At 71.8% G+C, this 13,854-nt stretch carries 12 protein-coding genes; 7 read left to right on the plus strand and 5 right to left on the minus strand.

Annotated features, from left to right (window positions below):
• Window positions 1-69: 69 nt before the first annotated feature.
• Window positions 70-651, minus strand: a complete 582-nt coding sequence (locus tag ACZ6NC_RS17945; RefSeq protein ID WP_465733770.1) for a GNAT family N-acetyltransferase — start codon at window positions 649-651, stop codon at window positions 70-72.
• Window positions 652-1,048: 397 nt separating this feature from the next.
• On the opposite strand from ACZ6NC_RS17945, the gene ACZ6NC_RS17950 reads away from it, so the two are divergent.
• Window positions 1,049-1,948 carry a lysozyme gene (locus ACZ6NC_RS17950; RefSeq protein WP_465733772.1) on the plus strand — a complete coding sequence of 300 codons (900 nt, stop codon included), beginning with the start codon at window positions 1,049-1,051 and terminating at the stop codon, window positions 1,946-1,948.
• Between the two features lie 286 nt (window positions 1,949-2,234).
• Entirely contained in the window at window positions 2,235-3,701 is a 1,467-nt protein-coding gene (gene rox, locus ACZ6NC_RS17955; protein WP_465733774.1) for a rifampin monooxygenase, read from the plus strand.
• A gap of 118 nt (window positions 3,702-3,819) precedes the next feature.
• Here the strand turns inward: rox and ACZ6NC_RS17960 are convergent, their stop codons facing one another.
• Entirely contained in the window at window positions 3,820-4,719 is a 900-nt protein-coding gene (locus ACZ6NC_RS17960; RefSeq protein WP_465733776.1) for an aminoglycoside phosphotransferase family protein, read from the minus strand.
• Window positions 4,720-4,954: 235 nt separating this feature from the next.
• Here ACZ6NC_RS17960 and ACZ6NC_RS17965 point away from each other — a divergent pair, with 235 nt between their 5' ends.
• A complete protein-coding gene (locus ACZ6NC_RS17965) occupies window positions 4,955-5,350 on the plus strand; it encodes a guanyl-specific ribonuclease (protein ID WP_465733778.1) in 396 nt (131 codons plus the stop codon).
• A 131-nt stretch (window positions 5,351-5,481) separates the two neighbouring features.
• Here the strand turns inward: ACZ6NC_RS17965 and ACZ6NC_RS17970 are convergent, their stop codons facing one another.
• A complete protein-coding gene (locus ACZ6NC_RS17970) occupies window positions 5,482-7,053 on the minus strand; it encodes an outer membrane protein assembly factor BamB family protein (RefSeq protein WP_465733780.1) in 1,572 nt (523 codons plus the stop codon).
• 291 nt (window positions 7,054-7,344) lie between these two features.
• The gene (locus ACZ6NC_RS17975; RefSeq protein ID WP_465733781.1) at window positions 7,345-8,973 is read right to left on the minus strand and encodes a purple acid phosphatase family protein; all 1,629 of its coding nucleotides are present in this window, start codon (window positions 8,971-8,973) and stop codon (window positions 7,345-7,347) included.
• A gap of 195 nt (window positions 8,974-9,168) precedes the next feature.
• Between ACZ6NC_RS17975 and ACZ6NC_RS17980 the strand changes: the two genes are divergently transcribed.
• From ACZ6NC_RS17980 to ACZ6NC_RS17995, 4 genes are all read left to right on the plus strand, one after another.
• A complete protein-coding gene (locus ACZ6NC_RS17980) occupies window positions 9,169-9,966 on the plus strand; it encodes an SAM-dependent methyltransferase (protein WP_465733783.1) in 798 nt (265 codons plus the stop codon).
• 120 nt (window positions 9,967-10,086) lie between these two features.
• Window positions 10,087-10,830, plus strand: a complete 744-nt coding sequence (locus ACZ6NC_RS17985; RefSeq protein ID WP_465733785.1) for a TetR/AcrR family transcriptional regulator — start codon at window positions 10,087-10,089, stop codon at window positions 10,828-10,830.
• 94 nt (window positions 10,831-10,924) lie between these two features.
• Window positions 10,925-11,239 (plus strand): hypothetical protein, encoded by a 315-nt coding sequence (locus ACZ6NC_RS17990; RefSeq protein WP_465733787.1) that lies wholly within the window; start codon window positions 10,925-10,927, stop codon window positions 11,237-11,239.
• 6 nt (window positions 11,240-11,245) lie between these two features.
• A complete protein-coding gene (locus ACZ6NC_RS17995) occupies window positions 11,246-12,313 on the plus strand; it encodes a M14 family metallopeptidase (RefSeq protein ID WP_465733789.1) in 1,068 nt (355 codons plus the stop codon).
• A 127-nt stretch (window positions 12,314-12,440) separates the two neighbouring features.
• Here ACZ6NC_RS17995 and ACZ6NC_RS18000 read toward each other — a convergent pair whose 3' ends face one another.
• Window positions 12,441-13,850 (minus strand): hypothetical protein, encoded by a 1,410-nt coding sequence (locus tag ACZ6NC_RS18000; RefSeq protein ID WP_465733791.1) that lies wholly within the window; start codon window positions 13,848-13,850, stop codon window positions 12,441-12,443.
• Window positions 13,851-13,854: the final 4 nt, after the last annotated feature.

Raw genomic sequence — 13,854 nt, forward strand, 5'->3', positions numbered from 1 at the left:
CTAGACCAATCATGAACGAGGTGTGACATCTCCGCATTGCCGCAGGTCAGTATTGACGAATCCTCAAACCTACTGCTGGGTAGGCTTCTTCGTCAGATTCTTCACCAGTTTCTCGAACCGCAGATCGGGCCGGAGCGGGATGCCGAAACGCTCGTCGCCGTACGGGAACGGGGAGTGGATCCCGGTGCGGGAGAAGCCCCGGCGCTCGTACCAGGCGATCAGGTCGGCGCGCTGCTCGATCACCGTCATCTCCAGCTCGGCGGCGCCCCACTCCTCCCCCGCGAACCGCTCGGCCTCCGCCAGCACCGCCCGGCCGACGCCGCCACCCTGGCGGCCCGGGCGGACCGAGAACATCCCGAAGTAGGCATGCTCGCCCCGACGCTCCAGCTGGCAGCAGGCGAGCAGCTCACCGGCGTGCTCGGCGAGCAGGACCACGCCGTCGGCATGGGTGACGGCGGCGGTGACGTCCTCGACGTCGGTGCGCTGCCCGTCCAGCAGGTCCGCCTCGGTGGTCCAGCCGGCCCGGCTGGCCTCGCCGCGGTAGGCGGACTCGATCAGCTCGACCAGGGCGGGCACGTCGGCGACGGTGGCGGCACGGAAGGCGAGGCCGCCCACCTCGGCCTGGGCAGCGTCTCGGGTGGTCTCGGGCACGGGGATCCTCTTCTCTCCGGTGGGCCGGCGGGCGCCTCGGCGGCCGGTCCCTGGCATCGTGCCACAGCCGCCCACGGGCCCGGCCCGGCCGCTACGGCCCGTGACCAGCAGGCCGCGGCGACCACCCGCCGTCCGCGGACGCTCCGCGCCGGCGAACGGCTCGGCGCCGGCAGCCGAACCACGCACCCGAGCTCCCCGCCTGCCGCCCGGCGCGTCTACCGGACGGGACCAGCCGGGGCAAACCGGCCTGTGGACCGGACAGATGTGACGGTGGTTCAGGAAGTGACCCCGGATACCTGGTCATGCTGGCGAGTACATGGCTAGTCTGCTCCCGGCCGGGCCCACACCGGCCGTACCACCATCCACGGGTCACCAGCACCGGACCAGAGGAGTGTTCATGTTCAGCACTTCCCGCTCCGCCAGCCCCACCGGTACCACCGGGACGACGAAGTCCCGCAGGCTCCCCGCCCTCGCCGCGCTCGCCGCCGCGGTCGCACTCGTCACCGGCGCCGCCGCACCCGCGTACGCGGCCGAGCCCGCTCCCTCCGAGAGCGCCGAGCAGGCCGGACAGCACCTCCCGCCCATCCACCCCGACCGCGACTTCGCCGGCTCCACCGTCGCGGCCCACGAGGGCAGAGCAAGCACCGCGGGCATCTCCGCCCTCGCCGTCACCCAGACCCCCGGGCTGGACGTCGCCAGCTACCAGGGCAACGTCAACTGGTCCTCGGTGAAGGCCAACGGCGCCCGCTTCGCCTACGTCAAGGCCACCGAGGGCACCACCTACACCAACCCGTACTTCGCCCAGCAGTACAACGGCTCCTACAACGCCGGCCTGATCCGCGGGGCCTACCACTTCGCCCTCCCGGACCGCTCCTCCGGCACCGCCCAGGCCAACTGGTTCGTCGACCACGGCGGCGGCTGGTCCCGCGACGGCAAGACCCTCCCGCCCGCCCTCGACATCGAGTACAACCCCTACGGCGCCACCTGCTTCGGCCTCAGCCAGAGCGCGATGGTCAGCTGGATCCGCTCCTTCAGCAACACCGTCCACACCCGCACCGGCCGCTACCCCACCATCTACACCACCACCAACTGGTGGAGCCAGTGCACCGGCAACAACGGCGGCTTCGGCACCACCAACCCGCTCTGGATAGCCCGCTACGCCTCCACCGTCGGCACCCTCCCCAACGGCTGGGGCTACCAGACCTTCTGGCAGTACGCCGACTCCGGCACCTTCCCCGGCGACCAGAACCTCTTCAACGGCGCCTACGACCGCCTCCAGGCCCTCGCCAACGGCTGACCCGCAACCCCGAGTGGGGCCCCGCACGCGTGCGGGGGGGCACCCCCCCCCCCCCCCCCCCCCCCCCCCCCCCCCCCCCCCCCCCCCCCCCCCACTCCCCGCGGCACCCCGCCCAGCCCCCTCAGGAGGTTGTCCGCGGCGGACGACAAAAGACAAAGGCAAGGAGGTTACCCGCTCCTTGCCACTCTCAACTTATAGCGCACCGGGGGGCTTGCGGCAAGGCCCTGGTCGTCCAGCAGAATGACCGGCCTGAGCCGGATTCTGTGGAAGTTGACGGGGGTTTGTGATGATCGACGTGATCGTGGCCGGCGGTGGACCGACCGGGTTGATGCTGGCCGCCGAACTGCGGCTGGCCGGGGTGCGCACAGTCGTGCTGGAGAAGCTCGCCGAGCCGACCGGGCAGTCCCGCGCGCGCGGCCTGCACGTGCGCAGCATCGAGGTGCTGGACCAGCGCGGCATGCTCGACGGCTTCCTCGCGGCCGGCGAGCAGTTCCAGGCCGGCGGGCTCTTCGCCGCCATCGTCAAGCCCTGGCCAGACCAGGTGGACACCGCGCACCCGTACGGTCTCGCCATCCCGCAGACGGTCACCGAGCAGCTGCTCACCGAGCGTGCCGTCGAGCTCGGTGCCGAGATCCGGCGCGGCTGCGAACTGGTCGGGCTGAGCCAGGACGAGGACGGCGTGACCGTCGAACTGGTCAGTGGGGTCACCCCCGCCCTTGAGGGCGTTGCCGGCGGGGGAGGCGCCCGGCTGCGGGCCCGCTACCTGGTCGGCTGCGACGGCGGCCGCAGTGTGGTGCGCAAGCTGCTCGGCGTCGGCTTCCCCGGTGAGCCCGCCAAGGTCGAGACGCTGTTGGGTGATGTGGAGGTGACCGCGGAACCGGCGGCGATGGCCGCCGTCATGGCCGAAATCCGCAAGAACCACGTCCGGTTCGGCGCCGTTCCCATGGGGGACGGGGTGTTCCGCGTCATCGTTCCCGCCGAAGGGCCGGCCGGGGACCGGACGACCGCGCCGACCCTCGACGAGTTCAAGGAGCGGCTGCGGGCGTTCGCCGGCACCGACTTCGGCGCGCACTCGCCGCGTTGGCTGTCCCGGGTCGGCGATGCCACCCGGCAGGCCGAGCGCTACCGGGTCGGCCGGGTGCTGCTGGCCGGCGACGCGGCGCACATCCACCCGCCGACCGCCGGGCAGGGGCTCAACCTCGGCGTGCAGGACGCGTTCAACCTGGGCTGGAAGCTGGCCGCCGAGGTCAACGGCTGGGCCCCGGAGGGGTTGCTGGACAGCTACCACGCCGAGCGGCACGCGGAGGGCGCCCGCGTGTTGACCAGCACCCTCGCGCAGGGCGTGCTACTGGAGGACACCGCGGGTGCCAAGGCGTTGCGTGCGCTGTTCTCGGAGCTGCTGGACATCGAGGAGGTGAACCGGTCCGTGACCGAGATGATCACCGCGATCGGGGTCCGCTACGACTTCGGCGAGGGTCACGACCTCCTCGGCCGGCGGCTGCGGGACGTGAAGCTGAAGCAGGGTCGCCTCTACGAGCTGATGCACGGCGGCCGCGGGCTGCTGCTGGACCAGACCGGCCGGCTCTCGGTGGAGGGCTGGGCGGACCGGGTCGACCATGTCGTCGACGTCAGCGAGGAGCTGGACGTTCCCGCGGTGCTGCTGCGGCCGGACGGCCATGTGGCGTGGGTCGGTGACGATCAGCAGGATCTGCTCGGCCGGCTGCCCCAGTGGTTCGGCGCCGCCGCCGGCTGAGCGCGGTCGCGGCCCGAACGCCGTGGGAACGGTCCGGGAGGGCGCGGTGCCGGCCCGGAAGGCCGGCCCCTGCCCCAGACGACGCCGGGCCGGCTGGTGGGGGTCCGGTGAGGGAGCCTCAGCCTTCCTCCAGCACGGCCCGGATCACGTGCCGGGCGTTCCGTGCCATCGCCGGGTTGCTCCTGCGGTAGTAGGGCAGGGCGATGAGTGCCTGGGAGAGGGTCCGCCCCCGGCCGCGGGTCCAGGTGGCGTCGTCCGCGCCGAGGGCCTCGCGGAAGGTCTTCCGGGCATCGGCCGGCAGCAGGTTCCACGCCGGGAAGAGGTCGCAGGCCGGGTCGCCCACGCCGGTGCACCCGAAGTCGATCACCGCGGTCAGCCTGCCGCCGGCCACCAGCAGGTTGCCGGGCATGAGGTCGGCGTGCAGCCACACCGGCGGCCCGTCCCAGCCCGGGGCCCGCAGCGCCTCCTCCCAGGCGGCGGTCACGGCACCGCAGTCGACGCCCTCCTCCGGGATGCCGCGCAGTGCCTCGATCGCCTGCCGGGTCGCCGCGTCGAGCGAGGCGAGCGGCCCGCCGCGGTAGGCGGCCGGGGCGCCCGGCAGGGTGACGGTCCGCATCACGGCCACGAACCCGGCCAGGTCCTCGGCCAGCGGCACGGGCTCGCTCAGGGCACCTGCCTCGGGGTGCTCCCCGGCCAGCCAGCGGTACACCGACCATGGCCAGGGGTAGCCCTCGGCGGGCTCCCCGGCCCCGAGGACCTCGGGCACGGACGTGGGCAGCAGGGGTGCGAGGCGCGGGAGCCACCTCTGTTCCATCGACACGTCCTCGGCTCCGCCGCTCACCATCGGCAGCCGTACGACCATGGCGTCGCCCAGCCGGTACATGGCGTTGACCGTGCCACCGGACGGCAGCCGCTCCACCGCGAGCCCGGCCCATTGCGGGAACTGCCCGGCGACCAGCCGCCGGACGAGGCCGGCGTCGACGGGGTGCTGACCGGGGTGCATCTGCCCTGTGCTCATGGGGCGCCATCCGATCGCGAACAGCGGGAGGGGTCAACCGCTTTTCGGGCCTGTGACGCAGCCGGTCATGGCCGGCCGGCGCCCCCGGGAGGACAGGACCGCAACACCGGGACGCTCATGATGGCGGTACGCCACAAGTCCTCCCGGTACTGGGACAGTTACGCCGGAATGAAGTGTTTCCACACCGCCCCGGCAAGCCTTCCACCTGCACCTGACAACGATTCACACTGCTGTCATGCGAATTGCTCTACGCGCGTTGAAGACCCGCGCCGCCTCCGTTGTCGCCGTCGGCCTGCTCACCCTGGCCCCCACCGCGGTGTCCGCCACCGAGGCCCACGCAGCCGTCAGCGGCAGCGTCTGCCTCTCCGACCTGCCGAGCCAGGCCTGGGACACCCTGGACCTGATCGACGCCGGCGGCCCGTTCCCCTACTCGCAGGACGGTGTCGTCTTCCAGAACCGGGAGCGCGTGCTGCCCTCCAAGACCTCCGGCTACTACCACGAGTACACCGTCATCACCCCGGGCAGCCCGACCCGTGGCGCGCGACGGGTCGTCACCGGCCGCGTCTACCACGAGGACTACTACACCTCGGACCACTACGCGAGCTTCTACAAGGTCAACTGGGACTGCTGACCGCTCCCCCGCCCGCCCCTCCGACCCCGGGCGGCCGGTTGGCGGGTACGGCTGCTGCCGTCCCCGCCGACCGCCGTCCCGCGCAGGCCGAAGGCGCTCCGTCCTTCCCGGGCCTGCGTACCGCCGAAGCCCTACGCGCTGCCGAAGGCCACCAGGTGCCCGTCCCGGGTCGCCACGTAGACCCGGCCGCCGTCGGTGGCGGGGACGACGAACTTGGAGGCCGTGCCGATCGGGAACGAGCGGCGCAGGTGCATGGTGCCGTTGACGGGAACCGCGTCGTAGACGCGCAGTTCGCCGCCGACACCGCCGGCGCCGGAGCCCGACCAGACGACCCAGACCAGCGCGGACCCGTGGGCCGTCCCGTTGGAGGTGACGGCGGGCGAGCCGGAGCCGTAGCCGAAGCCCTCGTTGCTGGTGCCGACGCTGGTCAGCACCGGGGTGCCGGCCCCGTTCACCGAGAACTTGAACGCGCGCAGCGGAGACCGCCCGTTGCCGGTGTCGGTGGCCACGGTGTACACGTAGCCGCCGTCGCCGCCCCAGACGGCGGGGTGGCCCCAGACGCCCTCGAACGGTCCGGCCATGCTCACCGGGTTGTCCGTGCCGTTCGGCCCCTGGCCCATGCCGCCCAGGTTGTCCCGGTCCAGCATGAAGACCCGGCCGTCCTTGCCGACCTCGACCAGCAGGTGCGGGTGGGTGGTGGAGCCGAAGCCGTCCGGCAGGGCGACCGGGCCGCCGGAGCCGAGGTCGGTGTCGTTGGTGTCCATGGTGCGGTTGTTGGTGGGGCTGAAGAAGTCCCGGGCCGAGAGACTGCCGTCGCTGTTCACGCCGAGCCGGACCACCGACTCGCCGAGGTGGCCGGGGGGCCTGTTGCCAGGGCCCGGGCCGGGCGACGCGCCCGTTCCGGCACCGTTGCCGGTGCTGACGAAGATCCGTCCGGACCCGTCCGAGACCAGCCCGCCGCCGCTCTGCCAGATCCCGGCCTCCTGGGTACTCGACCCCGCCTCGGTGGACCACATGGTGAGCTTGCGGGTGGCGGTGTTCACGCCGACCACCTGGCCGACGTACGGGCCGGAGTCGCAGTACGACGCGAAGCCGGCGTACACCGAGCCGTTGAGCAGCAGCAGCCCGGGGCGCTGCGCGGCGGTGACCGGGTTGAAGGGCTGGCCGGGGCTGTTGGTCGGCGATCCCTGGATGGTCACCGGCCAGCCGGAGCGTTCGGCGCCCGTGGAGGCGCTCATCGCGTGGATGTACCAGTGCGGGTGCTGGACGTCCGGACCGTCGTTGGCCTTGCTGGTGAGGTACACGGTGTTGGACGACGGGTCGTACACCGGGGTGGCGGTGATCCCGGTGTACGCGGCGGGGTCGTTGCAGTGGACGGTCGAGGTGGGCCAGGCCGGGCCGAGCTGCCGGCTCCAGTTCGTCTTCCCCGTGACGGCGTCGATGCCGTAGACGTAGTTGTTCTCGGTGGCGACGACCACGTTCGCGCCGGTGACCAGGGGCTGGGCCAGCACCGAGCCGTTCACCGGGGTGGACCAGCGCCGCCCGAAGCCGGCCGCGGACACCTGGGACGGCGACAGGTTCGGCTCGTGCGAATCCCATCCGGTGCGCTTGTTGTTCACCGAGACGGTGGACTCCACGGCCTGCGCCGGCGAGGCGATCCCGAGCAGCAGAAGGCCCGCCGCCGCCACTGCGCCGGCCCTCAACCGCAGCAGCCCCGGCCCCCGTCCGCCTCCTCGCCGGTGCTTCTGCGCGGGGAAGGAAGAACGCGGTGAAGTCGGTGTGCTCGGTGAGGTCGGTGATGTCGACGTACTCGGTGAAGTCGGTCGCGCCATGGTGATCCGCCCTGGTTTCCGGTTGCGAGGACGCTGAGGTCCGGCCGAGGGCCATTGTCATGACCGGCTGTCAGGATCACGTCGCATCCGGTGGCGGCACGGCGGGGGATTCAGCCCCGGGGAGCAACCCCGTACACCGAACCGCCCCGCCGTCGTCCCACCTCAGCCCCGGGCGTCGGAGCGGCTGCGTTCCAGGGTGAAGGTGTCCACCGGAGTGAGGTCGCCGTGCGGTCCGTCGAAGGTGTAGTACGTCACCCGCATGCGGGTGCGGCCGCTGCGGCGGTCGCCGGGGTCCACGTCGAAGGCGGCGAAGCCGTGGGTGTGCTTGCGGTCCTGGACGGCGGCCCAGGGGGCGTCCTCGGTGAGCCAGATCGACTCGCGGTACGGGGCGGGCGGGCGCGGCTTGTCTTCCAGGGCGACGACGACACGGCCCTTGGGCTGCTCGAACAGGTCGTCCTGGGTGGTGGCGGCGTTGCCGCCGGCGCCGATGATCATGTGGACGGTGCCGCGGTCGGTGTCGATCAGGTCGAGACCGGTGTCGGACGGCACCGGGGTGCGGGTGTCGTTGGGGAGGGTCCCGCGGACGGGGTGGGAACGTTCGTAGTAGTGCTCGTGGCCGCTGACGACGAGGTCCACACCGTAGGCGTCGAACAGCGGGCCCCACGCCTCGCGGATGCCGAGGTCGCTGCCGCTGCCGTGCAGGGAGCTGGAGATCATCGGGTGGTGCATGCAGACGACGATCCAGTCGATCGCCCGGCTGTCCCGGGCGGCCCGCAACTCGCGCTCCAGCCAGCGTTGTTGGGCGCCACCCGAGTAGCCTCGCAGGTAGGTGTCGCCGCTGTTCTGGATCGCCACGTCGTCGTTGGCGAGGCTGATGAAGCGGACCGCGCCGACGGTGAAGGCGTACCACATCCCGCGGGTCTCCTCCTCGAGGGAGGCCGAGGAGTCGGGCAGCGTGAAGTACGTCTGGTAGCCCTCGGCGCCGATCGGGCCGTTGCCGCCCTCGTTCTCGTGGTTGCCGGCGCAGGGCATCCACGGCCGCAGCCTGGTCGAGCGGCTGTTGTTGATGAACCAGTCCGCCCAGGTCGCGACCCGGCTCTGCCCGTGGCGGCCGCTGTACGAGGCATAGCAGAGGTCCCCGTTGACGAGATTGAACAGCGGGCCGACCCGTTCGACGGCCGCCACGATGTCGGCGGACGCGGCGGTCCCGACCTGGCTGCTGGTGAACACGGGGTACCGGCCGAGCGGCGAGGGGACGCCGTCCGGGAACACGACCTGCCGTCGGAGGTTGGGGGTGGCCTGGTCGCCGAAGCTGGTGAAGGTGAAGGCGGCCCGGCCGCGCGGCGCGGTGGTGAAGGAGCCCGTCTCGGGGCTCGCCCCGTCGTGGCCTGCGGCGTACAGGTAGGTGGTCGCCGGGCGGAGTCCGGACAGCCGGGCGTGGTGGACGTACACCTCCTCCTTGGAGAGCGCGTCCCGGTAGGTCCGAGTCTCGGCGTCGGCCACCCGGCCGAGGCCGCCGTCCGGCGACCCGAGCCGGACGTGCGGGCGCCGCACCGACTGCGGGGTGATCCAGGAGACGATCATCTCGGACGAGGCGTCCGTTCCGAACTGCAGGTGCAGCCCGCTCACGCTCGGCGCCCCGAGCCGGTGCGGGGTGGACTGGAGCAGCGGGGTGGCGCCCGGCGCCGCATCCGGTGCGGGCTCCGCGGCTGCGGCGGGCGCTCCGGCCACCACCAGCGCGGCACCGGCCGCCGAGGAGCCCTTGAGGATCGACCTGCGCGCGATGTCCATGGAACTCCACTCCCCCGGTGGGCTGTTGACGTCACAGCACCCTAGCGTCATGGACATGCGGAGCTGAAGCTCTTCGACGGCCGCCGCGGCCGGGGCCCACTGGACCGGGCCCGCTATCATGCGTGGACGTTCGACCGACCGCACCCCCGGGCGCGGCGGCGAATGACAGCCGTTCAGTTCACCGGAGGGGACCGGATGTTCGACGAGAGAGCAAGCACCGAGGTCACGGATCTTCAGACCGACCGTCCGCATCCGGCCCGCATCTACGACTACTGGCTCGGCGGGAAGGACAACTTCCCGCCCGATCGGGCCGCGGCCCAGCACGCCATCGCCGCCGCCCCCGACATCCCGCAGGCGGCCCGCGAGAACCGCGCCTTCCTGCGCCGCGCCGTCCGGCTCTGCGTCGAGGCGGGCATCCGCCAGTTCATCGACATCGGCTCCGGCCTGCCCGCCCAGGGCAATGTGCACGAGGTCGCGCACGAGATCGCCCCCGACGCGCGGGTGGTCTACATCGACAACGACCCGATCGTGCTCGCCCACGGCCGGGCCCTCCTCTCGGACAACCGCTCCACCACCGTCCTGACCGGCGACCTCCGCGACCTGGACGAACTGCTGGACCGCCCCGAGCTGCGCGGGCTGATCGACCTCTCGCAGCCGGTGGCCGTCCTGCTCCTCGCCGTCCTGCACTTCGTCGACGACGACCACGCCCGCGCCGCGGTGCGGGCGATCCACAGCCGGCTCGCCCCGGGAAGCCACCTGCTCGTCTCCCACAGCACCTCCGAGGGCAACCCCCAGCGGGCCGCCGAGGTGGCGAAGACCTGGGACAACACCGCGTCGGGGATCACGGACCGGGGCCGCGCCGCGGTCGAGGGACTCTTCGAGGACTGGGAGCTGCTGGAGCCCGGCGTCGACTTCGTCCCGCTCTGGCGACCGGACGGCCCGACCACCGGCACCACCCGCTGGATGTACGCCGGCGTCGGCCGCAAGCGCTGACGCCCGGCCACGGCAAGCACGGACGCCCGGCCACCACGCGGGGCATATGCCCGATATTTACCTTGTATCCTTGGTCCTATCTCGTCCCATCCGCCTGACCGGCGTGCGAGGAGTACGGACATGGTTGAGCCGGACGGCCCCGAGAAGCGGCGGCGCCTGAGCCGCCCGCTGGTGCTCGCGGCCGCCATCGCGCTGGTGGACCAGGAGGGGCTGGCGGCACTGACCATGCGCCGCCTGGCCGCCGGCCTCGGCGTCGAGTCGATGGCGATCTACCGCTACACCCCGGGCAAGGAGGCGCTGCTCGACGGGCTGGTCGAGGCTTTCTTCGCCGAGATCAACGACCGGCTGCGCAGCTCGGCCGAGGCGGTCCCGGGCGGCAGCGCCGCCGAGCCCGCGCTCCCCGCCTGGCGCGCGGAGCTGCGGCGGATCGCCCGCGCATTCGCCTCGGTGGCCCACGCCCACCCCGCGATCCTGCCGCTGGTGGCCACCCGGCCACTCACCGTCCCGGTGGCGCGCCGCCCCGCGCCGGCGCTCCAACTCACCGAGCACATCCTCGCCGTCCTGGGCCGGGCCGGGTTCGACGACGCCACCGCGCTCACCGTCTACCGCGCCTACGTCGCCTGGAACGTCGGCTTCCTCCTGGTCGACAAGCGCCAGGTGGTCGACAACCCCGACGAGCCGGACCCGATGCTGCGCCTGGGCCTGCACCGGCTGCCCGCCACCGACTACCCCCGGCTGCGCGCGCTCGTCCCGCGGCTCGCCGACTACGACGACGAACGGGAGCTGCTGGCCGGCCTGGACTGCCTGCTGAACGGGATGCCGCAGGCTCCCCTTGACTCCTTCTACGGCGGAAGCGCACGCTGAGGATACGAGGTACGCATCGGACATACACGTACATCAGCGCCCGCGCCGTCGGAATCGCTGGTGTGAGACCCGACGGCGCCTGAAAGAGGTCGCCATGTCCACTGCCCGTTATGACATTCTCCGCGTCCGCGTCACTGCCAAGGACGCGGACACCCTGCGCGCGCTGCTCCGCGAGGTCCGCCCCGACGTCGGCGGCAGCCCCACCCGGGAGCCGGACGGCCGCTGCAGCATCGATGCCTACGTCCCCTCCGACCAGGTCGCGGCCCTCAAGCGCGAGGGCGTGAAGGTCGAGGAGGTCGAGAACGCGTCCGAAGCCGGCCGCCTCGCCCAGGCACAGGTCGGCGAGGGCGACCGGTTCGCCCCGGCCGACGCCTATCCGCACGGCCTGGCCGTCAAGGTGAGGGACTGACCCGCCATGTCGTATCTCAACATCACCGAGGTCGAGTCCGCCGTGGTCAGCCTCTCCACCACGTTCCCCTCCCTCACCGGCCTGATCGACCTGCCCGAACGCTCCGTCGAGGGCCGGACGAGCCACGCCCTGCGGATCGGCGCGGAGTCCTTGGCCCCCAAGGACTGCGTCGTCCTGACCGGAGGTCTGCACGCCCGTGAGTGGGGCAGCTGCGAGGTGCTGGTCCACCTCGCGGCGGACCTGCTGGAGGCCTACGACTCCCACACCGGTCTCGCCTACGGCGGTACCACCTTCACCGCCGACCAGGTCCAGCGCGTGCTGAACGAGCTGGACCTCGTCGTCTTCCCGCTCGTCAACCCGGACGGCCGGCGCTACAGCCAGACCGTCGAGCCGATGTGGCGAAAGAACCGCAACCCGGCCAACTCCGGGGGCCACCCGAGATGCATCGGTGTCGACATCAACCGCAACTTCGACTTCCTCTTCGACTTCGCCACCGCCTTCGCGCCGACCGCCGGCCCCCGCGTCTCGGCCGATCCGTGCGACCTCCAGGTGTACGAGGGCCCGCACGCCTTCTCCGAGCCCGAGACCCGCAACGTCCGCTGGCTCCTCGACGAGTTCCCGCGGACGCGGTGGTTCGTCGACGTGCACAGTCACGCCGAGGACATGCTCTTCGTCTGGGGCGACGACGAGAACCAGTCCATCGAACCCGACATGAACTTCCGCAACCCCTTCTTCGACGGCAAGCGCGGCGTGGCCGGCGACCTCGCCTACGCGGAGTTCATCGAGAAGAGCGACGCCGACAACGCCGCCCTGCTCGCCGAACAGTTCTGCCAGGGACTGCACGGTGTGCGCGGCCGTACCTACAAGCCGATGTCCGGGTTCCACCTGTACCCGACCAGTGGAACCAGTGACGACTACGCGTTCTCGCGCCACTTCGTCGACCCGGAGAAGGGCAAGATCCTCGCCTTCACCATCGAGTGGGGCGAGCGCTTCCAGCCGCTCTGGCCCGAGATGGAGAAGATCGTCCTCGACGTCGACGCCGGGCTCGTCCAGTTCTGCCTGGCGACGCTCTGAGCGCAATCGAACACCGCGCAACTGAACACCTATCGACCACAGTGGTCTGAACTGCGATTGAGGCGCCCGCCGATCGGCGGGCGCCTCAACAGTGCCGTGGACCAGTGCCGCGGCACACTGCCGTGGACTACGCGGCCCGGTGGAAGAAGAACGGGTCGAGCGAGGTCGGCACCCGGTGGACGCCGTCGACGTCGAACAGCTGACGGGTCACGAAGTTGGCCCTGCGCTGGTACATCACGCCGGCCGGGAAGTTGGCGTTGTCCGGCAGGTTGTCGCCCGCGAACACGCCGTAGAAGTCCCGGCCGACCGTGATCATCCGGATGTAGTCACCGAGGAACGGCTTCCCGTTCAGGCCCACCGACGGGCTCAGCGCCGCCTGGTGCAGCACCTGCCGTGCCGGCGCCGTCTGCCAGCCGTCGGCCGTCAGTTCCAGCACCGTCCGCCACTGGTCCTCGACGAACTCCTGGTAGAGCAGCCCCACCAGGCCGTCGGAGTTCACCGCCAGCGCGGGGTTGATGGCCGTGGAGAGCGTGGGGTTGACGGGCGGCGTGCGGGCGGCGGACCACGTCCGGCCCCGGTCGGCGGAGTGCTGCAGATGCAGGGTGTTGTCCACCCCCGCAGGCCCGCCGACGCGGTCACACCAGGCGATCCAGACGCTTGCCGAGTCGCGGGGGTCGACCGCGATCGTCAGGTCACCGCCGAGGCGCTGTCCGTCGATCTCGTCGTCGAACACCACGAACCGCTGGGCCGCGGCCTTCTGGCCGGCGATCCCGTTCGCGTCGGTGAGGGACCGGAACGGGTTGGGGCCGACGCCCCCGCTGTCGTCCCTGGTCACCACGACGTCGAAGGTGATGTTGAGGAAGCCGGGTCCGGTCCGGTTCTGCCAGCTCGTGAACGCCGCGTACACGGTGCCGTCGGGATGCACGGCGATCCGCACGGGCGGCCCGTCCTGGCCGGTGGTCGAGCGCCGCTCGATCGGCGTGGCCACGAAACCGGACGGCGCCGGCGCGGTCGGGGAGGCGTCCGAGGCATCCACGGAGGCCGTGCGTCCGCCGCTCAGACCGAAGTCGTTGCTGCCGACGTAGACCCGGCCACGGCCGTTGCCGTTCGCGACGGCCTCGGTGACGACCCAGGGCTGGTCCGGCCCGCCGCGGTCGACGAGGATCTGCATCGGCGTCGCCGAGAGCGCGTCCGGCGTCCGCAGGATCTGCATCCGGAGGCGGGTCGCAGTGCTCAACCGGGCATTGAGGATCCCCGCGTAGAGGGTGCCGCCCGTGGGCGTGAAGCCGACGGTGATGTCGCCCGTACCGGTGCCGGGGACACCGCCGGGGACGACGCTCCTCAGCACCCAGGTGTCGCCGCCGTCCGTCGAGACGTAGATCGGCGCGAGCGGGCCGCCCATGGGGTCGGGGGTGAAGGCGGTCGCGACGATCTCGTCGGGATTCTCGGGGTTGACCGCGAGGTTGGGCTCGCCCTTCTGGCTGATGTCACCGCTCAGCGACCTCGGCGTGATGTTGACGATCTTCAGCGTGGGCACGACG

This window comes from Kitasatospora sp. NPDC041988, assembly GCF_055588525.1.

What these genes read in the sequence shown, in the direction of transcription:
- ACZ6NC_RS17950 (WP_465733772.1), top strand. Translation starts at nt 1,049, where the DNA reads ATGTTCAGCACTTCCCGCTCCGCCAGCCCCACCGGTACCACCGGGACG.
- rox (WP_465733774.1), top strand. Translation starts at nt 2,235, where the DNA reads ATGATCGACGTGATCGTGGCCGGCGGTGGACCGACCGGGTTGATGCTG.
- ACZ6NC_RS17960 (WP_465733776.1), bottom strand. Translation starts at nt 4,719, where the DNA reads ATGAGCACAGGGCAGATGCACCCCGGTCAGCACCCCGTCGACGCCGGC.
- ACZ6NC_RS17965 (WP_465733778.1), top strand. Translation starts at nt 4,955, where the DNA reads ATGCGAATTGCTCTACGCGCGTTGAAGACCCGCGCCGCCTCCGTTGTC.
- ACZ6NC_RS17975 (WP_465733781.1), bottom strand. Translation starts at nt 8,973, where the DNA reads ATGGACATCGCGCGCAGGTCGATCCTCAAGGGCTCCTCGGCGGCCGGT.
- ACZ6NC_RS17980 (WP_465733783.1), top strand. Translation starts at nt 9,169, where the DNA reads ATGTTCGACGAGAGAGCAAGCACCGAGGTCACGGATCTTCAGACCGAC.
- ACZ6NC_RS17985 (WP_465733785.1), top strand. Translation starts at nt 10,087, where the DNA reads ATGGTTGAGCCGGACGGCCCCGAGAAGCGGCGGCGCCTGAGCCGCCCG.
- ACZ6NC_RS17990 (WP_465733787.1), top strand. Translation starts at nt 10,925, where the DNA reads ATGTCCACTGCCCGTTATGACATTCTCCGCGTCCGCGTCACTGCCAAG.
- ACZ6NC_RS17995 (WP_465733789.1), top strand. Translation starts at nt 11,246, where the DNA reads ATGTCGTATCTCAACATCACCGAGGTCGAGTCCGCCGTGGTCAGCCTC.